Consider the following 22637-nt stretch of genomic DNA (forward strand, 5'->3'; position numbering starts at 1 on the left):
ATCATGAACATGCCCATTCCTGAAGTGAATAGCCGGCACAGTGCCAAGGACCAGACCCGCTTCGCCGCGCTGTGGCGCCCGGCGCTGGTGCAGGCGTTCGTCAAGCTCGACCCGCGTCAGCTCAAGCGCTCCCCGGTAATGCTGGTGGTGGCCCTGACCGCGGTGCTGACCACCGTGCTGTGTTTTTCCCCCGGCGGCGGCGTGAGCACCGGTGTTGCGGTGCAGATTGCCCTGTGGCTGTGGTTCACCGTGTTGTTCGCCAACTTCGCCGAGGCGTTGGCCGAAGGCCGTGGCAAGGCCCGCGCCGACAGCCTCAAGGCCGGCAGCCAAGGCCTGACCGCCGAGCGTCGTCTGCGTGATGGCAGCTACGAGACGGTGGCTGCCAGCGCGCTGCGCAAGGACGACGTGGTACGCGTGGTGGCCGGCGAGATTATCCCCGGCGACGGCGAGGTGCTTGAAGGCATTGCGGCCGTCAACGAGGCCGCCGTTACCGGTGAGTCCGCGCCGGTAATACGCGAATCAGGCGGCGACCGCTCGGCGGTGACCGGCAATACGCGGCTGGTCTCCGACTGGCTGCTTATCCGCATCACCAGCAATCCGGGCGAGTCGACCCTGGACCGCATGATCGCCCTGGTCGAAGGTGCCAAACGGCAGAAGACCCCGAACGAAATCGCCCTCGACATCCTGCTGATCGGCCTGACCCTGATTTTCCTGATCGTGGTGGTGACCTTGCAGCCGTTCGCCCACTTCGTGGGTGGCAGCCTGCCGCTGATCTTCCTGGCCGCGCTGCTGGTGACGCTGATCCCTACCACCATCGGCGGTCTGCTGTCGGCCATCGGCATCGCCGGCATGGACAGGCTGGTACGGCTGAATGTCATTGCCCGCTCCGGCCGCGCGGTCGAGGCGGCCGGGGACGTGCATACGTTGATGCTCGACAAGACCGGCACCATCACCTTCGGCAACCGCCGCTGCAGCGCACTGCATGCGGCACCGGGCATTACCGCCAAGGAACTGGGGGAGGGTGCCTTGCTGGCCTCGCTGGCCGACGACACCGCCGAAGGCAAGTCGATTGTCGAATACCTGCGCCAGTTGCACGACTTCGTCGACCCGCCTGCCGGGCAGTTCGAAGCGGTGGCTTTCAGTGCCGAGACACGCCTGTCGGGCATCGACTTCAAGCAGCACCGCTACCGCAAGGGCGCCGTCGATGCGGTGCTGGCATTCGTCGGTATGCAACGCATGGATATGCCGGCGGCGCTGGCCCGCGAAGTCGATCGCATCGCGCAGAGTGGCGGTACACCGTTGCTGGTGTGCGTCGACAAGCGCTTGCTTGGCGTGATCCACCTCAAGGACGTGGTCAAGCCTGGTATCCGCGAGCGCTTCGCCGAGCTGCGCAAGCTGGGCATCCGCACGGTGATGGTGACCGGCGACAATCCGCTGACTGCGGCCGCCATCGCCGCCGAAGCGGGGGTGGATGACGTACTGGCCGAGGCCACACCCGAGAAGAAGCTGGCGCGCATTCGCCAGGAGCAGAATGACGGCCGCCTGGTTGCCATGTGCGGCGACGGTGCCAACGACGCCCCGGCACTGGCCCAGGCTGACGTAGGCATGGCCATGAACGATGGCACTCAGGCTGCACGGGAGGCAGCCAACATGGTCGACCTGGACAGCGACCCTACCAAGCTGCTGGACGTAGTCCAGGTCGGCAAGGAGCTGCTGGTCACCCGTGGTGCGCTGACAACATTCTCCATTGCCAACGACGTGGCCAAATACTTTGCCATCCTGCCGGCGCTGTTCGCTGCCATCTACCCGCAACTGGGTGTACTCAACCTGATGCAACTGGCCAGCCCGCAGAGCGCGATCCTGTCGGCGATCGTGTTCAACGCGCTGATCATCATCGTGCTGATTCCGCTGGCGCTGCGTGGGGTGCGCGTGCAGGCGGTCAGTGCGGCGCACCTGTTGCGGCGCAACCTGCTGATCTACGGGCTGGGTGGCATTGTGGTGCCGTTTGCCGGGATCAAGCTGATCGACCTGCTGCTCAATGCCCTGAACCTGGTCTGAGGAGGCCACCATGACTGCTTATCTACGCCCGGCATTGAGCCTGGCTTTGTTCATGACCCTGGTGACCGGCGCCCTGTATCCGCTGGCGGTGACCGGTATTGCTCAGGTCGCTTTCCCGAACCAGGCCAACGGTAGCCTGGTACGCGATGCGCAAGGGCAGGTGCGGGGTTCGGCATTGATCGCCCAGGACTTCCAGGGCGATGGCTGGTTCCACTCGCGGCCCTCGGCAGGTGCCTACGCGACCGTGGCCAGCGGCGCCAGCAACCTGTCGCCGAGCAACCCGGCGCTGGCTGAGCGGGTAAGGAGCGATGCGGCCGCGTTGTATCAGGCACAGCAGGGGCCAGTGCCGCAGGCGCTGCTGACCACCTCGGGCAGCGGCCTGGACCCGCACTTGCCACCGGAGGCATTGGCCTATCAGATCCCGCGGGTGGCGGCGGCACGGCAACTGCCGGTCGAGCGCTTGCAAGCCTTGCTGGAACAGGCCACCCTCCACCCATTGATCGGCCCGCCGGTGGTCAACGTGCTGGCGTTGAACCAGGCCTTGGAAAAGCTCGCCATTGTCAGGTAATCGAAGCGCTGGCAGGAAGCCTGTAGGAGCGGGTTCACCCGCGAATGCGGTGGTGGTGCCACTGACGTATTCGCGGGTAAACCCGCTCCTACAGTCAAGGGGCTTTCCCTGAACTGGCCGACTGCTGGAAAAAGCAAAGGATGAAGCATGAGTGATTCCGCCCGCGCCGATGCGCTGCTGGCCAACCTTCCGCGAAATGGCCGGGGCCGGTTGAAGGTGTTCCTTGGCGCCGCCCCTGGCGTCGGCAAGACCTTCGCCATGCTCCAGGCCGCACACGCCCAGCAACGCCAGGGCGTGCAGGTGTTGGCCGGGGTGGTCGAAACCCATGGCCGCGCCGAAACCGAAGCGTTGCTCGGAGGGCTGCATCAGCAGCCCTTGTTGCGTAGCCAGTACCGTGGCGTCACCCTCGAGGAAATGGACCTTGACGGCCTGCTGCGTGCCGCGCCGGCCTTGGCCCTGGTGGACGAACTGGCCCACACGAACGCCCCCGGCAGCCGCCACGCCAAGCGCTGGCAGGACGTACAGGAACTCTTGGCCGCAGGCATCGACGTGTACACCACGGTCAACGTCCAGCACCTGGAAAGCCTCAACGACAAGGTCCGCGACATTACCGGCGTGCAAGTGCGCGAGACCCTGCCGGACTGGGTGCTGCAGGAAGCGTTCGAGCTGGTGCTGATCGACTTGCCTCCGCGAGAGCTGCTCGAACGCCTGCGCGAAGGCAAGGTGTACGTGCCCGAGCAGGCTCGGGCGGCCATCGATGCGTATTTTTCGCAAACCAACCTCACCGCCCTGCGCGAGCTGGCCATGCAGACCGCCGCTGCTCAGGTCGATGCCGACCTGGCCCACGGCTATCGTCAGCGTGGCCAAGAGGCGCCGGCCTTGCGTGGCCGGTTGCTGGTGGGCATCGAGGGTGACGACCAGGCCGAACGCCTGGTGCGCCATGCCTGTCGCGTGGCCCAGCGCCGCCACCTGCCCTGGAGCTTGGTGCACGTGGACAACGGCCGCCTGCGTGACGAAACCGCACGGCAGCGTTTGCAAGCCGCGCAGCAGTTGGCCGAGCGACTGGGCGGGGAGGTGGTGCAGCTGCGTGCTGGCGAAGTGGCCCGCACGCTGATCCAGCATGCTGCCGAGCGGCGGGCCAGCCTGGTGCTGGTCGGGCAGTCTCGCAATCGCCTGCGTCGGCGTTTGTTCGGCGCTGGTGTGGCGGCGCGGCTACTGCGCGAAAGCCATGGCCTGGAGATCAATGTGCTGGACCGCGAGGTGCAGCCGCCAGCGCCGCGTTCAGCGGTGCGGCGGGTGTGGGTGTGGCGTCATTACCTGCTGGCGCTGCTGGCCACCGTGATGGCTGCGGGGCTGGCCTGGGCGGTGTCCAGTGTGCTCGCGTTGCCCAATATCTCGCTGGTGTTCCTGGCGGCGGTGTTGCTGGTGGCGGTGCGCAGTAGCCTGGGACCTGCGCTGGCTTGCGCCGCACTGTCATTCCTGGTCTATGACTTTCTGTTCATACCGCCCAACTTCTCGTTCACCATCCAGCGCGAAGAAGACGTGCTGACCCTGGTGTTCTTTCTGTTGATGGCTGCGCTCACCGGCAACCTGGCCGCGCGCCAGCGTCGCCAGTTGCAGGCGCTGCGCGAGACGCAGGCGCAGACCAGCCAGTTGCTCGACCTGTCTCGCCGGTTGACGGTCGCCACCGACCGCCAAGCCATATTCAAGGCTGCCGGCCAGCACCTGGACGGCTGGCAGGACACCCAGGTGTGCTTGCTGGAGCGCAACGCCGAAGGCCAGTTGCAAGTGGCCAGTGGGGAAGTCCACACCTTCAGCGACACCGAACGGGCTGCTGCCGATTGGGCCTGGCAGCACGGGCAGGCTGCCGGCCACGGCAGCGATACCCTGCCAAATGGCCGCTGGTGGTGGTGGCCGTTGGCGGTGGACGATCAGCCTCTGGCGCTGCTGGGTGTGCGCCCGCGCACCGGACAGCCGCTCAGCGACCCGCGCCGGCGCCTGCTCACCGCCCTAGGCCAGCCACTGGCCCAGGCCTTGGCCCGCGCACGCCTGGCCGAGCAGCTGGAAGCCGCACGCCTGCACGGCGAAACCGAGCAACTGCGCAGCGCCCTGCTGGCTTCCGTATCCCATGACTTGCGCACGCCGTTGACCGCCATGCGTGGCAGCATCGACAGCCTGCTGGCGTTGGGCGACGCGATCCCGGTTGAAGACCGCCGCGAGCTGCTGGAGGGCACCCGCAACGAGGCCGAACGCCTCGATCGCTACATCCAGAACCTGCTGGACATGACCCGCCTGGGCCATGGCGGCCTCAAGCTGGCCCGCGACTGGGTGGCCCCGGCGGACATCGTCGGCAGTGCGCTCAACCGCCTGCGGGTGGTGCTGGCGCCGCTGCGCGTGCACACTGACGTGCCGGCCGAGTTGCCATTGCTGTTCGTGCATGCGGCGTTGATCGAGCAAGCGTTGGTCAACGTGCTGGAAAACGCCGCACGCTTTTCGCCGGCCAATGGTCGGCTTGAGCTGCAGGTGGCTGTGCATGACGACCAGCTGCGCTTGACCGTCAGCGACCAGGGCCCCGGCATTCCTGAAGCCGACCGTGAGAAAATCTTCGACATGTTCTATACCGCCGCCCGTGGCGACCGCGGCGGGCAGGGTACCGGCCTGGGCCTGGCAATTTGCCAGGGCATGATCGGTGCCCATGGCGGGCAGATTCTGGTGGGCGAAGGCATCGATGGCCAAGGCACCAGCATCACTCTATGCTTGCCGCTGCCTCCTCAACCTGAAGCCGAAAGCGAAGCCCCATGAGCCAGTCCGCCACCCTGTTGGTCATCGATGATGAACCGCAGATCCGCAAGTTCCTGCGTATCAGTCTGGCCTCGCAAGGCTACAAGGTGCTGGAGGCTGCCACCGGTGCCGAGGGGTTGGCCCAGGCGGCACTGGGCAAGCCGGACCTGGTGGTGCTCGACCTGGGGCTGCCGGACATGGACGGCCAGCAGGTGCTGCGTGAATTGCGCGAATGGAGTGCAGTGCCGGTGATGGTGTTGTCGGTGCGTGCCAGTGAAGTGCAGAAGGTCGATGCGTTGGATGGTGGCGCCAATGACTATGTGACCAAGCCGTTCGGTATCCAGGAGTTTCTCGCGCGCGTGCGGGCTTTGCTGCGCCAGGTGCCACAAGCCGGCGGCTCGGAAGTGGCGGCCAGCTTTGGGCCGCTGACGGTGGATTTTGCCTACCGCCGGGTGACGCTCGACGGTGTGGAGGTGGCATTGACACGCAAGGAGTATGCGTTGCTGGCGCTGTTGGCCGGGCACCCTGGGCGGGTGATTACCCAGCAGCAGCTGCTCAAGGATATCTGGGGGCCTACCCATGCGGAGGATACCCACTACCTGCGGATCGTGGTCGGGCATCTGCGACAGAAACTGGGCGATGACCCCACGGCGCCGCGGTTCATCATTACCGAGGCGGGGGTTGGGTACAGGTTGGTAGCGCCGACAGCATAACCCGCTCCCTCAGCCCAAAGGGCTGGGCGGGCGCCTGCAGGGCAGGGACTCGCGCAAGGGGTATCAGGCCCTGGGTGGTTCCTTCTCGAACACCTGGCGCATGACTTCCAGGTAGCGGCGCGCGCCCAGGCCCAACGGGCGCGACTTGATCCAGATGATGTCTACCCACAAGCGCAGGCGGCTGGCCATGTTGTCGAAGCGCACCTCGGCCAGTGCACCCGAGGTTATCAGCGGTTCGACCAATGGCTGCGGCAGGTAGGCCCAGCCCAGCCCGGACTGCACCAGGTCCAGCGTGGCCAGGTAGCTGTCGGTCAGCCAGATGCGCCGGGACAGCACCATGCGCGGGTCCGATCCGGTGGCCTTGCCCGAGGCCACGATGATCTGCCGTTGTTCGGCAAAGGCCTCCTCCGGCAGTGGCGTACCGCTGTTCTGCCCGGCCGGATGGCGCGGTGACGCTACCGCCACCAGCAGTTGGCTACCGGCTTCGAGGAATGACTCGCGCTCGTCGATGCCGGGCCGTTCGAACACCAGTGCCAACTGCACACTGCCGTCATGCAGCAGGCGAATGGCCTCGGTCTGGGTGGCCGAACGTACCTCGACTTCCAGGCTGGGAAATGCCTGGGCGAGGATTTCCAGTGGTTGGCTCCAGCGGCCGGTTTGCAACTCGGGCGCCATGGCGATGGTCAGGCGTTTTTCCAGGCCTTGGTGCAGTTGCAGGGCCTGGGCGTCGAGCAGGTTGAGCTGGCAGATCACCTGCCTGGCCTGGGGTTCAAGGGCCAGGGCCGCGCTGGTGGGCAGGGCCTTGCGCGTGGCCCGGTCGAACAGCGGCAGGTCCAGTTCGGCCTCGAGCTGGGCGATCGCCATGCTCACGGCTGAAGGCACACGGCCCAGCTTGCGGGCGGCGGCGGAGAACGAGCCGGCATCGAGCACCGCGAGGAAAATTGCCAAGGAGTCGCTGCTAAAGGCCATTGTCAGTAAACCTGATGATGATCATCTTTTATTGCTAAAAATTATGAACATTAATGCACCTGCAGGACAGTCCTCTCAATGGAGAAAAGCGTGCACAGACCAACCGCTTGGCATATCACCCACTGGAGTTCCGACCCGTTCAGCCTCGGGGCCTACAGTTCCTTGCTGCCAGGAGGGTTGCCGCAGCATCGAAGCGCCCTTGGCCATGTGCTGCATGGGCGCTTGGTCATTGCTGGAGAAGCCTGCAATGCCAGCGCTCCGGCAATGACTCATGGTGCGTGGAATGATGGGCTGCGCGCCGCCGAGGCAGCCGTGAGTGCCGGGGCGAGCAAGGTGATCGTGATCGGTGCGGGGTGTGCAGGCCTGGCTGCCGCTCAACGCTTGCGGGAAAGGGGTGTCGATTGCACGGTGCTGGAGGCGCGTGGGCGAACGGGTGGGCGCGCCCACACTGTCGAGTTGGGCGGCGTGAAAGCAGATGCAGGTGCGGCCTGGCTTCAGCATTTTGCCGAGAACCCATTGGCCGCTGTTGCACTTCAACATGGCTTGGCTTGCGTCGAGACCGATTTCAGTTGTCCGCTTGCAGCAGCACGCGGCGGGGTGTTGCCGGATGTCGACGCCGCCTGGGATGCCTTGATCAGGCGTCTCGATCGGCAACAGCCTTTGTCTGACGCGATCAATGGCTATATGGCCACACTCGATCCCGCGCTCGCGCGTGCCACGCAGTTTGCCATCGACGCCAACCTTGTACTGGAAGCGTGTTTGCCCGTCGAGCAACTGTCGGTCTGTGCCTTGGATGAAGAGGGGGTCGGGCATGGTGATCGTATGCTGCCAGGCGGCTACAGCGAGCTTGTCGACTTGCTGTCGAAGAACCTGGATATCCGCCTGGACAGTCCTGTCACCCACATCGACTGGTCGAGCGCGCGCGTCAAGGTGAATGACGAGGTATGCGACTTCTGCATTTGCACAGTCCCGGTGGGAGTGCTGAAAGTGTTGCACTTTGCCCCTGCGTTACCTGAAACACAGCAGGAAGCGCTGGCGCATCTAGGGATGGGCAAGCTGGAAAAAGTGATTCTGCAGTTCGATGAGCGATGGTGGCCGTGCTCACCCTCAGGCTACCTGCGCTGGTACGACGTACCCGCCAGTTGGGGGGAATGGCTGGACCTGACCGATGCTGTCGGCAAGCCCACCATTGCCGGGCTGATTGCCGCCGATGCGATCGAGCGGCAGTTCACCGGGCGTACCGATGAGCAGGTGGCCATGGCCGCGTGTGAGGCATTGCAGGCGTGGGCCGCAGCCGTCGGGCCCACGCGTTGACACTTACAGGCCTTCGCCCAGCACTCGGTCAATGCTGTCGACAAAGTAGTCCACGCTCGCACGGCTGGTGCACATCGGTGGCTTGATCTTGAGGATGTTCAGGTAGTCGCCGGTCGGCTGCATGAAGATGCCCAGGTCACGCAGGCGATCGCACAGTACCATGGTTTCTTCGGTGGCCGGCTCCAGGGTGGTGCGGTCGCGCACCAGTTCCAGCCCCAGGTAGAAGCCCGAGCCATGTGCCGCGCCGGCCAGCGGGTGCTTGTCGACCAGCGCCTGCAGGCGTGCCTTGAAGTAGCGCCCGGTGTCGCGGGCGTTGTCCCACAGGCCTTCCTCCTGCATGACATCCAGCACCGCCATGCCGATGCGGCAGCTGACCGGGCTGCCACCGGCCGAGGAGAAGAAGTAGCCCTCGGCCTCCAGCGCCTCGGCGATTTCGCGACGGGTGATGACCACGCCCAGTGGTTGGCCGTTACCCATGCCCTTGGCCATGGTAATGATGTCCGGCACCACACCCTGTTCCTCGAAGCCCCAGAAGTACTCGCCCAGGCGACCATAACCCACCTGCACTTCGTCGGCGATGCACACCCCGCCGCGGGCGCGGACCTTGGCATAGGCGTCGCGCAGATAGCCTGCAGGCAGTGAGATGCCGCCGGCATTGCCGTATACCGGTTCGCAGATGATGCCCGCCAGCTGACGGCCTCGGGCGTCGAGGTCGGCCAGCTTGGCGTCGACGTCTTGCAGGTAGTCGGCGGCGCTGTCGGCCCCGCGGAAACGACCGCGGAAGGTGTTCGGTGCTTCGACCGGGTGTACCCAGTCCGGGCGGGTTTCCAGAGCTTGCGGGTTGTCGGCGATCGACGTGGAGATGGCATCGGTGGCCACTGACCAGCCGTGGTAGGCCTCCAGTACGCTGAGCAGGTCGCGCCCGCCGCTGTAGGCCCAGGCCAGGCGAATCGCCAGATCGTTGGCCTCGGTGCCGCTGTTGACCATGAACACCCGGTCGAAACCTTCGGGGGCCAAGTCCAGCAGTCGTTCGGAGAATTCGGTGATCGCTGCGTAATGGAAACGCGAGTTGGTGTTCAGCAGCGACCATTGCCGCGCCGACTCGGCGACCATGCGTGGGTGGCCATGGCCCAGCACCGCGACGTTGTTGAGCATGTCCAGGTAGGAACGGCCCTGCATGTCGATCAGGTAGTTGCGCCAGCCGCGTTCAATGTGCGGCGGTTGCGCGTAGTAGTGCTTCTGCGAGCGGGCGAAGCTGGCATCGCGGCGGGCCAGTAGGGCTTGCGGATCGGGTAGCGGCTCGGCATCGCAATCGAAGCCCAATAATGCGGCTGGCGACGGGCACAGGGCCAGCCACGCAGCAGCCTGTGACGGCGTGGCGAAGAAGGGGGGCTGGATGCTGTTGTCCAGGCACAGTTGTACGCTGAGGCTACTGCCGCTGCTGCCCAGGGACTGGCCTTTTTTCACGGCCTGGCCATCTGTCGGCGCATCTTCCAGGCCCTGTAGCCACAAAGCCCAGTGTGCGGTGCGCAGGCAGCCCCGGCCATCGCCGTGACGCTGCCAGGTGCCGGCTGCCGGCGCTTGCACCTGGCTGCCGTTGGGCACATGCAGCTCGATGCCAAGGGCACAGGTGGCGGGCTCTTCGGGGCGGTCGATATGGGTTTGCGACAGGCGATATTGCCCGTGCAGGCTGCAGGCCGGGGCGGCCTGCGAGGTCAGCAGTTGCTGGTCGTAACCGGGTTGTTCCCAGTTGCCGGCCTCGAAGTGTTCGCTGAGTACCCCCAGGTCCACCCGTGTGACAGCCTGCCCGGCCAGCTCGGGGAGCAGGGGGGCGCAGCCGTTCAAGTCCGGCGCCGCGGGTTGCAGGCCCGCAGCCTGCAGAATGGCCGCCTCCATCAGGGCGAAAGGCACGGCGGTGGCCGTGTCGAAAATTTCCCATTCGTGGGCAATGTTGTCGCGGGTGTACTGGTTGCCCGGGTCGACGGTTAGCTGTTGTTCGCTGCTCAGTACCAGCACGGCAGCACGGTTCAGCACCAGCGGCCACAGGGCGCGCAGTTCGGCCTCGGTCAGCGGGTTGAGCGCCTGGTAGGCCTGCACGGCAGGCAGGATGCGCAGCGGGTCGCCCTCGGCGTGGTGCAACAGCGCAGCGCAGGTCACCGACAGGTCGGCGATACGCCAGGTGCGCAGCAGGTCGCCGAAATCGATTACGCCTTGCAGTTGCCATTGACGCTGGGCATCACGGGCCCACACGGTGTTGTCGTCGGTGATGTCCAGATGCACGGCCTGACTGGGCAGTTGATCGATCAGCGGCACCAAGCGCTCGTTGGCCTGTCGCGTGGCGTGTTCGATGCGGGCGCGCTGCCCGTTATCTTTCAGCACTGGCAGCAGGTGATCGATCAGTGCCCCGGCATGCTGCGGGTCCCATTGCAAGGTACGCGCAAGGCCTGGGTGATCGAAATGGGCAAGCGCCTTGTCCAGCTTCGCACAGAGCCCGCCCAGCTCGGCCATCAGGCGTGGTTCCATGTGCTTGAGACGGGTCAGCGGTTGGCCTTCGATGTAATCGAGCAGGCGCAGGCGCAGTGGTTGCGCGTCGATGTCCAGTTCCAGCAACCCCATGCCGTTGTGGGCTGAGCGCACGGCGGGTACCGGCAAACCTTGATTGCGCAGGAAGGCCAGGGCGGCGTGCTGGGCTTCAAGCTCCAGTTGGGCGTAGCTGCCGTGGCAGGCCTTCAGCACATAGCCACCCTGCGGTGTGACCACGCGAAAGTTCAGGTCTTGCTGGCTGCCCAGTACCGAAAGGTTGCCGGCAAGGCCATAGTGGGCCTGCAGCACGGCGTGTGCCTGGGCTTCGCTCAGCGTTGGGCTGGGCTGGCCGGAGCGCTGGATCAGGGTGGCCAGGGCAGGGGAAGCGGGCTGGTGTTGTGGACTGGACATGGGCTCTACCGTGGGTACTGGGAGTTGACGGCGGAGAATTTATGCCCGATTCGGCTGATGATGGAAGACGATTATTGTCAGAAAAATTGATCACTGCCGCTTGATTCTGTTGGCGTGGTAACGAGCGGGGCTTTTCCTAGGCTTGGCTTTAGGTGCAGGGCTGATCAATCCCGGATGATCGCCTTGCTGCCCTAGAAAGTCTGCTGGGCATACTCAGAGGAGGAACTTGAATGCTGAAAGCAGTTTCACTGTCTCGGGAAGCTTCTGCTGAAGCAGCCTGTCGAGATACTGCTGTACGCTGTGCGGTGGGTTCTTCAGCGATATTCGCTGCCGCTGGGCAGCTTCGAGGACTGCTGCCTTGTCCAGGTCCCAAAGGTCAGCGATGAAGTCGTCCGGATGCAAGGGTTCAATATCGAAGGCACCAAGAACCGCCTTGGGAAAATCCTTCAAATTGAAGGTGACGATGACCGAAGCGTTGCACTTGATTGCAGCTGCGAGAACATGTCGATCATCCCTATCTGGCAAGTCCAGCCCTTCGACCAGTGAATCGTAGTCAGTGACGAGTGCATCAGGCACCGCAGCATCCATCAGCGATGACGTGCGATCCAAATGTTCAGGCGTGAGGTCAGGTCGGTTGAGTAGCAGATTGCGCTTCCACTCGTCATGAATGCTCGCTGACCAACGTGCCCGGTAGATGCCCGTCAGCGCTAGGTTCATCAGGAAATCACGCAGTGGAGCAGGGTAAAGTACATTCGCGTCGTATATGGCCGTGAAGGGCGAGTGCTTCATTCGTACCCCATCTTCAATTCCTGAGCTTGGGCTGCCAGCGCATCCATCGCAGCGCGGCTCACCCCATCACGTTTGTCCTTGTAGGCAACCAGGTCGGAGAATTTGACACGACGATGGCGGCCTGTCTTGGTGTGCGGAAGCACCGCTTCGTCGAGCAGCTTTACCAAGTGCGGCCGGGAGACGTTAAGCAGGTCTGCTGCTTCCTGGGTAGTTAGTTCGGCGTGGATTGGAACGACTTTGACTGAGTTACCCAAGGCCAGTTCGCTGAGAATTTCGCCGAATAGGCGTAGGGCGAAAGTAGGTACTTCAACAACCTGGCGCTGATTTTCCTCGTTGAGCAGTTCGATCCGTTGGGTATCTGATTTTGTCGAGAGGAACGCTGCCAGCGTGCGGCTTGACTCGACTGCCACGGCAATTTCTTTCTCGTCAGGAAGCACATGGCTAGAGAGGTTGGCGGTGGTCATGGGCATCTCCAGAGCGGTATCGATTGCGGGGCTGTGGCGACGATGCAACAGCCTGAGTTCGAGTTATATTCGAAATATTCGAAAATCGCAATAAACGAAACGACCGATCAAAGGATGATTGCTTGGCGAACACGCACCCTTTCCCTACTAACCCCCAACCTCCAAAAACGCCGCCTCCAGCAACTGTCGGGTATACGGATGCTGCGGCGCATGGAAGATCGCCTGCGCGTCCCCTTGCTCCACCACATGCCCATGCTTGATCACCATCAACTGGTGACTCAACGCCTTCACCACCGCCAGGTCATGGCTGATGAACAGGTAGGTCAGGTTGTATTTTTGCTGCAGGTTACGCAGCAATTCCACCACCTGGCGCTGTACGGTGCGGTCCAGTGCGGACGTGGGTTCATCCAGCAGAATCAGTGCTGGCTTCAACACCAGCGCCCGGGCAATGGCAATGCGCTGGCGCTGCCCGCCGGAAAACTCATGGGGGTAGCGATGGCGCGTGCGCGGGTCCAGGCCTACTTCCTCCAGGGCCGCGATAATCGCCGCTTCCTGTTCCTGCGCGGTGCCAATGCCGTGAATGCGCAACCCTTCACCCACAATGTCCGCCACGCACATGCGCGGGCTCAGGCTGCCAAACGGGTCCTGGAACACCACCTGCATTTCCCGCCGCAGGGGGCGCACGGCGTTCTGGTTCAGCCCTTCGAGGTTCTGCCCATGAAAGCGGATGCCGCCCTGGCTGGAAATCAGCCGCAGGATCGCCAGGCCCAAAGTGGACTTGCCCGACCCGGATTCGCCAACAATGCCCAGCGTCTGCCCCTGGGGTAAGCTGAAGTTGATCCCGTCCACCGCCTTCACATGGTCGACAGTGCGCTGCAGAAAGCCCTTCTTGATGGGGAACCAGACCTTCAGGTTATCCACCTCCAGCAACGGCGCGCCCACCGGGTTGTGCGCCGGCAGCCCGCTGGGCTCGGCATTGATGAGCATCTGCGTGTAGTGGTGCTGCGGGGCGCTGAACAGTGTGGCGCATTCGGCCTGCTCCACGATCTGCCCGTGCTGCATCACACACACACGATGGGCGATGCGGCGCACCAGGTTCAGGTCATGGCTGATCAGCAACAGGGCCATGCCCAGACGCGCCTGCAGTTCCTTGAGCAGCTCGAGAATCTTAAGCTGCACAGTCACATCCAGCGCTGTGGTCGGCTCGTCGGCAATCAGCAGTTCGGGCTCATTGGCCAGCGCCATGGCGATCATTACCCGCTGGCGCTGCCCGCCCGACAATTCGTGGGGCAGGGCCTTGAGGCGCTTGTGCGGCTCGGGAATGCCGACCATATCCAGCAGCTCCAGCGTGCGCGCAGTCGCTTCCTTGCCGGTCAGGCCCTTGTGCAGCAGGAGGATTTCGTTGATCTGCTTCTCGATGCAATGCAGCGGGTTGAGCGAGGTCATCGGCTCCTGGAAGATCATCGCAATGCGGTTGCCGCGAATGCGTTGCAGGGTCTTCTCGTTCTGCTGCAGCAAGTCCTTGCCTTCGTAGTGGATGCTGCCGTTGGGGTGGCGGGCCAGGGGGTAGGGCAGCAGGCGCAAGATCGAGTGTGCGGTGACCGATTTACCCGAGCCACTTTCGCCCACCAAAGCCAGTGTCTCGCCTTTGCGAATGTCGAAGCTGACGCCGCCAACCACTCGGTTGACCTGGTCCCCGGTCACGAACTCCACGGCCAGGTCCCGCACTTCAATCAGGTTCTGTTCACTCATGTCACTTCCTCGGGTCGAAGGCATCGCGGGCGGACTCACCGATGAACACCAACAAGCTCAGCATCAGCGCCAGCACGGCGAAGGCGCTGATGCCCAGCCACGGGGCCTGCAGGTTGGACTTGCCCTGCGCCACCAGCTCGCCCAATGAAGGCGAACCGGCAGGCAGGCCGAAGCCAAGGAAGTCCAGGGCGGTGAGGGTGCCTATGGCGCCGGTGAGAATGAACGGCATGAAGGTCATGGTCGAGATCATGGCGTTAGGCAGGATGTGCCGGTACATGATTGCGCCGTTGCGCATGCCCAGCGCGCGGGCGGCGCGCACGTATTCCAGGTTGCGTCCGCGCAGGAACTCGGCGCGTACCACGTCCACCAGGCTCATCCACGAGAACAGCAACATGATGCCCAGCAACCACCAGAAGTTGGGCTGCACGAAGCTGGCCAGGATGATCAGCAGGTACAGCACAGGCAGGCCGGACCAGATTTCCAGAAAGCGTTGCCCGGTCAGGTCGACCCAGCCACCGTAGAACCCCTGCAGGGCGCCGGCGATGACGCCGATAATGGAGCTGGCTACGGTCAAGGTGAGGGCAAACAGTACCGAAATGCGGAAGCCGTAGATTACCCGTGCCAGCACGTCGCGGCCCTGGTCGTCGGTGCCCAGCCAGTTGTCCGCCGAAGGTGGGGCAGGCGCCGGGACACGCAGGTCATAGTTGATGCTCTGGTAGCTGAACGGGATGGGCGCCCACAGCACGAAGCTGTCTTTCTTCGCCAGCAGTTCGCGGATGTAGGGGCTTTTGTAGTTGGCTTCCAGTGGGAATTCACCGCCAAAGGTGGTTTCCGGGTAGCGTTTGAACGCCGGGAAGTACCATTCCCCGTCGTAACGTACGGCGATCGGTTTGTCGTTGGCGATCAGCTCGGCGCCCAGGCTCAGCCCGAACAGAATCAGGAACAGCCACAGCGACCACCAGCCACGGCGGTTGGCCTTGAAACGCTCGAAGCGCCGGCGGTTGAGGGGGGACAAGGCCATGTCAGTGCTCCCGGCTGGCAAAGTCGATGCGTGGATCGACCAGGGTGTAGGTCAGGTCGCCGATCAGTTTCACCACCAGCCCTAGCAGGGTGAAGATGAACAGGGTACCGAAGACCACCGGGTAGTCGCGGTTGATGGCCGCCTCGAAACTCATCAGGCCCAGGCCGTCGAGGCTGAAGATCACCTCGATCAGCAAGGAGCCTGTGAAGAAGATGCCGATGAAGGCCGAAGGGAAGCCGGCGATCACCAGCAGCATGGCGTTGCGGAACACGTGGCCGTACAGCACCCGGGATCGGCTCAGGCCCTTGGCCTTGGCGGTGACCACGTACTGTTTGTTGATCTCGTCGAGGAAGCTGTTCTTGGTCAGCAGGGTCATGGTGGCGAAGTTGCCGATGACCAGCGCGGTGATCGGCAGTACCAGGTGCCAGAAGTAGTCCAGCACCTTGCCGGTGGTGCTCAGTTCGTCGAAGTTGTTGGAGGTGAGGCCACGCAGCGGGAACCAGTCGAAGTAGCTGCCACCGGCGAACAGCACGATCAGCAGGATGGCGAACAGGAACGCCGGGATGGCGTAGCCGACGATGATTGCCGAGCTTGTCCACACGTCGAAGTGGCTGCCGTGGCGCACGGCCTTGGCGATCCCCAGCGGGATCGACACCAGGTACATGATCAGCGTGCTCCACAGCCCCAGCGAGATCGAAACCGGCATCTTCTCGGCGATCAGGTCGATCACCTTGGCATCGCGGAAGAAGCTGTCGCCGAAGTCCAGTCGGGCGTAGTTCTTGATCATGATCCACAGGCGCTCGGGCGGCGACTTGTCGAAGCCGTACATGCGTTCGATTTCAGCGATCAGCGCCGGGTCCAGGCCCTGGGCGCCGCGGTAGTTGGAGCCGGCAACGGAAACCTCGGCGCCGCCACCTGCAATGCGGCTGGTGGCGCCTTCGAAGCCTTCGAGCTTGGCGATCATCTGCTCGACCGGGCCACCGGGAGCGGCCTGGACGATGATGAAGTTGATGATGAGGATGCCGAACAAGGTCGGAATGATCAGCAGCAGGCGGCGCAGGATGTAGGCCAGCATCTTAGTTGGCCTCGTCCGCAGGCGCTTCGCTGACCGCCGGGGTTACCTCGGGCTTGATCCACCAGGTGTCGATGCCGATGTCGTACTTGGGCGACACGTTCGGGTGGCCGATGTGGTTCCAGTAGGCCACACGCCAGGTCTTGATGTGCCAGTTGGGGATCACGTAGTAGCCCCACAGCAACACGCGGTCGAGCGCGCGGCAGTGGTCGATCAGGTTCTGGCGCGAGTCGGCGTTGATCAGCTGTTCCACCAACTGGTCGATGGCCGGGTCGCGCAGGCCAATGAAGTTGCGGCTGCCGGGGTTGTCGGCGGCGGCACTGGACCAGAACTCGCGCTGTTCGTTGCCCGGCGAGTTGGACTGCGGATAACCGCCGACGATCATGTCGTAGTCCCGAGAACGCAGGCGGGTGATGTATTGCGAAACGTCGACCCGGCGGATGTTCAGCTCGATACCGAGGTCGGCGAGGTTGCGTTTGAACGGCAGCAGGATGCGCTCGAACTCGGTCTGCGCCAGCAGGAATTCGATGCTTACCGGCTTGCCTTGGGCGTCGACCATCTTGTCGTCGACGATTTTCCAGCCCGCGTCCTGCAACAACTTGTAGGCCTGGCGCTGTTGCTCGCGGATCATGCCGCTGCCGTCGCTGACCGGGTTGTGGAAGACCTCGCTGAATACTTGCTCGGGCACTTTGCCGCGCAGTGGTTCGAGGATTTTGAGCTCGTTGGGGCTGGGCAGTCCGTGGGCGGCCATTTCCGAGTTGTCGAAGTAGCTGCTGGTGCGGGTGTAAGCGCCGTTGAACAGCTGTTTGTTGGTCCACTCGTAGTCCAGCAGCAGGCTCAGTGCCTGGCGCACGCGAACATCCTGGAACACCGGGCGGCGGATGTTGAAGATGAAACCCTGCATGCCGGTGGGGTTGCCGTTGGGAAGCTCCTCCTTGATCAGGCGACCCTCGCGCACGGCGGGCACGTCGTAGGCGGTGGCCCAGTTCTTTGCGCTGACTTCCAGGGCATAGTCGAACGCCCCGGCCTTGAGTGCTTGGAGGGCGACGGTGGTGTCGCGGTAGGAGTCGAAGGTCATGACATCGAAGTTGTAGAAGCCGCGGTTGATCGGCAGGTCCTTGGCCCAGTAGTCCTTGACCCGCTCGTAGCGCACCGAGCGCCCGGCCTTGACCTTGGCGACCTTGTACGGGCCACTGCCCAACGGGATCTCCAGGTTGCCGCGGTTGAATTCGCGATTTTCGTACCAGTGCCTGGGCAGTACCGGCAACTGGCCGAGAATCAGCGGCAGCTCGCGGTTGTTGGTGTGCTTGAACTTGAACAGCACCTTCAGCGGGTCTTCGGCGACCACTTCGGCGACGTCGGCGTAGTACTGGCGGTACAGCGGGGCGCCGTCCTTGATCAGGGCGTTGAAGGTGAACACCACGTCGTCGGCGCGCATCGGATGGCCATCATGGAAGCGCGCTTCGGGGCGCAGGTAGAAACGCACCCAGCTGTTGTCCGGGGCCTTTTCGATCTTGCCGGCAACCAGGCCGTATTCGGTGAACGGTTCATCCTGGCTCTGGCGCATCAGGGTGTCGTAGATAATGCCGATATTCTCGGCCGCCACGCCTTTGTTGATGAACGGATTGAGGCTGTCGAAGCCGCCGAAGCTGGACTGGCGGAAGGTGCCGCCTTTGGGCGCGTCCGGGTTGACGTAGTCGAAGTGCTTGAAGTCGGCGGGGTACTTGGGTGGCTCATCGTAAAGGGTGAGCGCGTGCTGCGGCGCGGCCAGCGCGGGAAGGCTCAGGCAGGCGAGCAACAGGCTGCCTGCCAGCTGGCGCAGACGATGCGTTGGCGTCATTGGGCTTTCTCCGAAGTCTTGATCCACCAACTGTTCAGCCCAAGGGTGTAGGGCGGCGTGGTGACGAAGGCGAACCGGTTGCGGTAGGCCAGGCGATGGTTGTCGAGGTACCAGTTGGGGATCATGTAGTAGTGCCATGAGAGCACGCGGTCCAGGGCGCGGGCGGCGGCGACCTGGTCATCGCGGGTGCGGGCGGCGAGCAGGGTGTCGAGCAGGTGGTCGATCACCGGGTCCTTGACCCCAGCATAGTTCTTGCTGCCCTTTGTCGCGGCCTGGCTGGAATGGAAGTACAGCCACTGTTCGAGGCCGGGGCTCAGGGTCTGGTTCAGGGTCATCAGAATCATGTCGAAATCGAACTGGTCCAGGCGTTGTTTGTACTGGGCGCGGTCCACGGTACGCAAGCGCGCATCGATGCCGATGCTGGACAGGTTTTCGACATAAGGTTGCAGGATGCGTTCAAGGTTGGGGTTTACCAGCAGCAGTTCCATGCGTAATTGCTGGCCCTTGCTGTTGACCAGACGCTGGCCGTGCAGCTTCCAGCCGGCCTCGGCGAGCAGGCCCAGAGCCTGGCGAAGGGTCTGGCGGCTGATGCCCCGGCCATCGGTGTGGCTGACCTTGTACGGCTCGCTGAACAGCTTGGCGGGCAACTGGTCACGGAACGGCGCCAGCAGCAGCCACTCCTTGCCGGTGGGCAGGCCGCTGGCGGCGAACTCGCTGTTGGGGTAGTAGCTGGTCGAGCGGCGGTAGGCGCTGCTGAACAGCGCGCGGTTGGTCCACTCGAAGTCCAGCATCAGCCCCAGTGCCTGGCGTACCCGCGGGTCGCTGAACGCGGCCCGGCGGCTGTTCATGAACAGGCCTTGTGTTTGCGTGGGGATGCTGTGCGGGATTTGTGTCTTGATCACTTCACCCCGGCGCACGGCAGGGAAGTTGTAACCGTTGGCCCAGTTTTTTGCCTGGTGCTCGATATAGATGTCGAACTCGCCGGCCTTGAAGGCTTCGAAGGCCACCGTCGCGTCGCGATAGAACTCGTATTCCACCCGATTGAAATTGTACTTGCCACGGTTGACCGCCAGGTCTTTGCCCCAGTAGTTCTTCACCCGTTCGAACACCAGGCGTCGCCCGGGTTGTACCTGGGTGATGCGGTAGGGGCCGCTGCCCAAAGGGGGCTCGAAGGTGGTGGCCTTGAAGTCGCGCTTCTGCCAGTAGTGTTTGGGCAGCACAGGCATTTCGCCCAGACGCAGGATCAGGAGCGGGTTGCCGGCGCGTTTGAACACAAAGCGGATGCGTAGCGGACCGAGGATGTCTACCCGCTGCACTTCCTGCAGGTTGGTGCGGTAGATCGGGTGGCCATCCTTGAGCAGCGTGCGGTAGGAGAAGGCCACGTCAGCCGAAGTGATCCGCTGGCCGTCATGCCAGCGGGCTTCCGGGCGCAGGTTGAACACCACCCAGCTGCGGTCCTCGCTGTATTCCACCGAGCGGGCGATCAGGCCATAGCTGGAGGTCGGCTCGTCACCAGACGGGTCGTACTGGCCAGTGCCGACCATCAGTGGCTCGTTCAGCTCGCTGATGCCGTACTGCTGGAAATTGGGCGTGGTAATCGGGCTCGACCCCTTGAAAGTGTAGGGGTTGAGCGTGTCGAAGGTGCCAAAAGCCATGGCCCGCAATGTGCCGCCCTTGGGCGCTTGCGGGTTGACCCAGTCGAAGTGGGTGAAAGTGGCTGGGTACTTGAGCGTGCCGAACTGCGCGTATCCGTGGCTTTCGCTCACCATCGCGGCTACGGGAAAGCTCAAGGCCAGGCTGAGTGACAGCAGGAGGGGACGTATCAAGTCGGCATCCGATCCAGAGGCGTTGGGCTTTGATCGAGTACAGTAACAGCTTGGTGGGGTTGGAAAAAGAGAGGGGCTGGGGTTTTCCAGTGGCTGGGTTTTCAGGCCCATTCGCGGGCACGCCCGCTCCCACAGGTACGGCACCGGCTTTGAGGGCTGTGAAAAACCTGTGGGAGCGGGCGTGCCCGCGAATGGGCTGCAAAGCAGCCCCTGTAACGACTCAATGCCCGACGTAGACGGTCAGGGTCTGGCCTGGCTTGAGGGCGTGGCCGCTGCGTGGGTTCCAGCGCTTGAGGTGCTTCATTTTCACATTGAAGCGCTTGGCCACCAGGTACAGGGAGTCGCCCTTGCGCACCTTGTATTTGGTGGAGCGCTTTCCGGATGCTGCGACCCGGTTGCCGGCGGCGCTCGGTGCACTGCCACCGCGCAGGGCCAGAACCTGGCCAGCGCGCAGTCTGTTGCTGGACAAGCGGTTCCAGCGCTTGATGTCCTTGATCGACACACGGTTGGCCTTGGCGATGACGCTCAGGCTATCGCCACGCTTGACCCGGTAACTGCGTGCCCCCACCGGTGCCTTGGCTTCGGCCACGGCCCGGGCAAACGCTGCTTTCGGCGGTTGCAGGCTGACCAGTTGCTCCGGCTTGAGGTTGGACAGGCTGGCACTGAGCAGCTGCGCCTTGGCGGTGGGCACCAGCAGCTGTTTCGGGCCATCGACGGTCATGCGCTTCTTGAATGCCGGGTTGAGCTGGATCAGCTCATCCTCGTCGATGTTGGCAAAGGCCGCGACCCGGGTAAGGTCCAGGCGGTCTTTGATCGCCACCGCTTCGAAGTACGGTTCGTTGGCGATCGGGGTGAGATTGATACCATAGGCTTCTGGCGTGGACACCACCTGCGACAGCGCCAGCAACTTGGGCACGTAGTCGCGGGTTTCCTTTGGCAGCGGCAGGTTCCAGTAGTCGGTCGGCAGGCCGAGCTTTTCGTTGCGTTCGATGGCTCGGCTGACAGTGCCTTCACCGGCATTGTAGGCCGCCAGGGCCAACAGCCAGTCGCCGTTGAACATGTCGTGCAGGCGGGTCAGGTAATCCAGTGCGGCGTTGGTCGATGCGGTGACATCGCGGCGGCCGTCATAGAAGTTGGTCTGGCGCAGGTTGAAATGACGACCGGTAGCCGGCATGAACTGCCACATGCCGGCAGCGCTGGCGCGTGAGTAGGCCATGGGGTTGTAGGCGCTTTCGATGGCGGGCAGCAGGGCCAGCTCCAGCGGCATGTCGCGTTCTTCAAGACGCTCGACGATGTAGTGCAGGTAGAGGCTGCCACGTTCCCCGGCGCTTTCTATGAAGGACGGGTTGCTGGCGAACCACAAACGCTGCTGCTCGATGCGCGGGTTGACGTCGATGGTGTCCTGCAGGGCGAAGCCCTGGCGCATGCGCTCCCAGACATCCTGCGGCGCCTGCTCGGCCGGCTTGACCAGCAGCGGTGAAGGTTTGTGCTTGATCCGCGCCTGGTAGTTGTGCGCGCGAACGCTATCGGATTCGTCGAGCTGACGGGTGCTCTGACAGCCCACCAGCGTGGCTGCCAGGGCCAGCGCGCTGATTTGAGCCAGACGCGTCAGGGCGGCGGAATGAGAGGTTCTGCGGCTACGGGAAGACATCGGCTGACACAGGTATCCGGGCGAAAAATTTCGGCGATTCTAGAAACCGCTCCGGCCCCGGTCAACCTTAGACCCTCACTTGCGATATATCTTGCGGTTATCAGAAGGTGTCCTTCCAAGACCTCAAGGCAGCAAAAACAGCGACATGCGAGGTGTTTGAATGTCCCTTCCACTCGTCTGCTTTTTGTTTAACTAATGTTTCAGAGGTACGCAGAAAGGGGTTGGTCAGGCGCTCCAGGCCGATCGTCGATGGCAAGCTGATGCGATTTTCGGCGCGCAATCGGGTAACGTCCTCGAACCGTTGCTGAATGTGCGGGTTGGTCGGTTCGACAGCCTTGGCGAAGCGCAGGTTGCTGAGGGTGTATTCATGGGCGCAGTACACTTCTGTCTGCGCTGGCAGGGCCGCCAGGCGGGCGAGGGCGGGCTGCATCTGTTCGGGTGTACCCTCGAACATGCGCCCGCAACCGGCGGCGAACAGGGTGTCGCCACTGAACAGGATGGGCGTCGCTGGCTGGTCGCTGAAGAAGGCGATATGCCCCAGGGTATGGCCGGGTACCGCGAGTACCTGAAACGTCACACCCAGCACGTCCACCCTGTCGCCTTCGTCCAGGGCCAGTTCGCGGCCGGGAATGCGTTCGTTGGCGGGGCCACAGACCCGTGCGCCGGTCAATTGCCTGAGCCGTTCCACACCGCCGACATGGTCATTGTGGTGGTGGGTGACGAGGATGTCGCTCAGCACCCACTCGGGGTTGGCAGCCAGCCAGCGCTCCACCGGGCCGGCATCGCCCGGGTCGACCACCGCGCAACGGCGTTTGGCAGTATCCTGTAACAACCAGATGTAGTTGTCGGAGAAAGCGGGGAGAGCATCGATCTGTATCATGGTGC

The 22637-nt window shown here is 63.4% G+C and carries 16 protein-coding genes; 5 read left to right on the plus strand and 11 right to left on the minus strand.

What is annotated here, in order from left to right; translation table 11 throughout:
- Positions 1 to 3: 3 nt before the first annotated feature.
- From kdpB to ACF8EF_RS08420, 4 genes are all read left to right on the plus strand, one after another.
- Positions 4 to 2058 carry a potassium-transporting ATPase subunit KdpB gene (kdpB, locus tag ACF8EF_RS08405; protein WP_176682191.1) on the plus strand — a complete coding sequence of 685 codons (2055 nt, stop codon included), beginning with the start codon at positions 4 to 6 and terminating at the stop codon, positions 2056 to 2058.
- Positions 2059 to 2068: 10 nt separating this feature from the next.
- Positions 2069 to 2626 (plus strand): potassium-transporting ATPase subunit KdpC, encoded by a 558-nt coding sequence (kdpC, locus tag ACF8EF_RS08410; RefSeq protein WP_176682192.1) that lies wholly within the window; start codon positions 2069 to 2071, stop codon positions 2624 to 2626.
- 147 nt (positions 2627 to 2773) lie between these two features.
- The gene (locus ACF8EF_RS08415; RefSeq protein ID WP_176682193.1) at positions 2774 to 5428 is read left to right on the plus strand and encodes a sensor histidine kinase KdpD; all 2655 of its coding nucleotides are present in this window, start codon (positions 2774 to 2776) and stop codon (positions 5426 to 5428) included.
- Positions 5425 to 6120 carry a response regulator gene (locus ACF8EF_RS08420; protein ID WP_176682194.1) on the plus strand — a complete coding sequence of 232 codons (696 nt, stop codon included), beginning with the start codon at positions 5425 to 5427 and terminating at the stop codon, positions 6118 to 6120. Before ACF8EF_RS08415 ends, ACF8EF_RS08420 begins: the two co-directional genes overlap by 4 nt.
- Before the next feature lie 63 nt (positions 6121 to 6183).
- Here ACF8EF_RS08420 and ACF8EF_RS08425 read toward each other — a convergent pair whose 3' ends face one another.
- Entirely contained in the window at positions 6184 to 7089 is a 906-nt protein-coding gene (locus ACF8EF_RS08425; RefSeq protein WP_176682195.1) for a LysR family transcriptional regulator, read from the minus strand.
- A 78-nt stretch (positions 7090 to 7167) separates the two neighbouring features.
- On the opposite strand from ACF8EF_RS08425, the gene ACF8EF_RS08430 reads away from it, so the two are divergent.
- The gene (locus ACF8EF_RS08430) at positions 7168 to 8403 is read left to right on the plus strand and encodes an FAD-dependent oxidoreductase (RefSeq protein WP_392460867.1); all 1236 of its coding nucleotides are present in this window, start codon (positions 7168 to 7170) and stop codon (positions 8401 to 8403) included.
- A 3-nt stretch (positions 8404 to 8406) separates the two neighbouring features.
- Here the strand turns inward: ACF8EF_RS08430 and ACF8EF_RS08435 are convergent, their stop codons facing one another.
- The 10 genes from ACF8EF_RS08435 to gloB all read right to left on the minus strand — a co-directional run bounded on the left by ACF8EF_RS08435 (position 8407) and on the right by gloB (position 22632).
- A complete protein-coding gene (locus ACF8EF_RS08435) occupies positions 8407 to 11337 on the minus strand; it encodes an aminotransferase (protein ID WP_392460869.1) in 2931 nt (976 codons plus the stop codon).
- Between the two features lie 213 nt (positions 11338 to 11550).
- Entirely contained in the window at positions 11551 to 12126 is a 576-nt protein-coding gene (locus ACF8EF_RS08440) for a PIN domain-containing protein (RefSeq protein WP_104886398.1), read from the minus strand.
- Complete coding sequence (locus ACF8EF_RS08445) at positions 12123 to 12590, minus strand: helix-turn-helix domain-containing protein (protein WP_176682198.1); 468 nt, start codon at positions 12588 to 12590, stop codon at positions 12123 to 12125. The genes ACF8EF_RS08440 and ACF8EF_RS08445 overlap by 4 nt, the downstream gene beginning before the upstream one ends.
- Before the next feature lie 147 nt (positions 12591 to 12737).
- A complete protein-coding gene (locus ACF8EF_RS08450) occupies positions 12738 to 14342 on the minus strand; it encodes an ABC transporter ATP-binding protein (protein WP_392460870.1) in 1605 nt (534 codons plus the stop codon).
- Between the two features lies 1 nt (position 14343).
- Complete coding sequence (locus ACF8EF_RS08455) at positions 14344 to 15363, minus strand: ABC transporter permease (RefSeq protein ID WP_021783281.1); 1020 nt, start codon at positions 15361 to 15363, stop codon at positions 14344 to 14346.
- 1 nt (position 15364) lies between these two features.
- On the minus strand, positions 15365 to 16438 hold the full coding sequence (locus ACF8EF_RS08460) for a microcin C ABC transporter permease YejB (protein WP_021783280.1): 1074 nt from the start codon (positions 16436 to 16438) through the stop codon (positions 15365 to 15367).
- A gap of 1 nt (position 16439) precedes the next feature.
- Complete coding sequence (locus ACF8EF_RS08465) at positions 16440 to 18275, minus strand: extracellular solute-binding protein (RefSeq protein ID WP_392460872.1); 1836 nt, start codon at positions 18273 to 18275, stop codon at positions 16440 to 16442.
- Entirely contained in the window at positions 18272 to 20101 is a 1830-nt protein-coding gene (locus ACF8EF_RS08470; protein WP_209967171.1) for an extracellular solute-binding protein, read from the minus strand. Before ACF8EF_RS08470 ends, ACF8EF_RS08465 begins: the two co-directional genes overlap by 4 nt.
- Positions 20102 to 20321: 220 nt before the next feature.
- Complete coding sequence (locus tag ACF8EF_RS08475) at positions 20322 to 21752, minus strand: lytic transglycosylase domain-containing protein (RefSeq protein WP_176682201.1); 1431 nt, start codon at positions 21750 to 21752, stop codon at positions 20322 to 20324.
- Between the two features lie 100 nt (positions 21753 to 21852).
- On the minus strand, positions 21853 to 22632 hold the full coding sequence (gloB, locus tag ACF8EF_RS08480) for a hydroxyacylglutathione hydrolase (protein WP_392460873.1): 780 nt from the start codon (positions 22630 to 22632) through the stop codon (positions 21853 to 21855).
- Between the last annotated feature and the right edge of the window lie 5 nt (positions 22633 to 22637).

Source organism: Pseudomonas sp. zjy_15 (genome assembly GCF_043101865.1).
GTDB classification, from domain to species: domain Bacteria; phylum Pseudomonadota; class Gammaproteobacteria; order Pseudomonadales; family Pseudomonadaceae; genus Aquipseudomonas; species Aquipseudomonas putida_Y.

Coding starts and splice junctions, on each gene's coding strand:
- kdpC (WP_176682192.1), top strand. CDS start 2,069: ATGACTGCTTATCTACGCCCGGCATTGAGCCTGGCTTTGTTCATGACC.
- ACF8EF_RS08475 (WP_176682201.1), bottom strand. CDS start 21,752: ATGTCTTCCCGTAGCCGCAGAACCTCTCATTCCGCCGCCCTGACGCGT.
- ACF8EF_RS08450 (WP_392460870.1), bottom strand. CDS start 14,342: ATGAGTGAACAGAACCTGATTGAAGTGCGGGACCTGGCCGTGGAGTTC.
- ACF8EF_RS08455 (WP_021783281.1), bottom strand. CDS start 15,363: ATGGCCTTGTCCCCCCTCAACCGCCGGCGCTTCGAGCGTTTCAAGGCC.
- ACF8EF_RS08465 (WP_392460872.1), bottom strand. CDS start 18,275: ATGACGCCAACGCATCGTCTGCGCCAGCTGGCAGGCAGCCTGTTGCTC.
- ACF8EF_RS08425 (WP_176682195.1), bottom strand. CDS start 7,089: ATGGCCTTTAGCAGCGACTCCTTGGCAATTTTCCTCGCGGTGCTCGAT.
- ACF8EF_RS08435 (WP_392460869.1), bottom strand. CDS start 11,337: ATGTCCAGTCCACAACACCAGCCCGCTTCCCCTGCCCTGGCCACCCTG.
- ACF8EF_RS08445 (WP_176682198.1), bottom strand. CDS start 12,590: ATGACCACCGCCAACCTCTCTAGCCATGTGCTTCCTGACGAGAAAGAA.
- ACF8EF_RS08460 (WP_021783280.1), bottom strand. CDS start 16,438: ATGCTGGCCTACATCCTGCGCCGCCTGCTGCTGATCATTCCGACCTTG.
- gloB (WP_392460873.1), bottom strand. CDS start 22,632: ATGATACAGATCGATGCTCTCCCCGCTTTCTCCGACAACTACATCTGG.
- ACF8EF_RS08420 (WP_176682194.1), top strand. CDS start 5,425: ATGAGCCAGTCCGCCACCCTGTTGGTCATCGATGATGAACCGCAGATC.
- ACF8EF_RS08430 (WP_392460867.1), top strand. CDS start 7,168: ATGGAGAAAAGCGTGCACAGACCAACCGCTTGGCATATCACCCACTGG.
- ACF8EF_RS08440 (WP_104886398.1), bottom strand. CDS start 12,126: ATGAAGCACTCGCCCTTCACGGCCATATACGACGCGAATGTACTTTAC.
- kdpB (WP_176682191.1), top strand. CDS start 4: ATGAACATGCCCATTCCTGAAGTGAATAGCCGGCACAGTGCCAAGGAC.
- ACF8EF_RS08415 (WP_176682193.1), top strand. CDS start 2,774: ATGAGTGATTCCGCCCGCGCCGATGCGCTGCTGGCCAACCTTCCGCGA.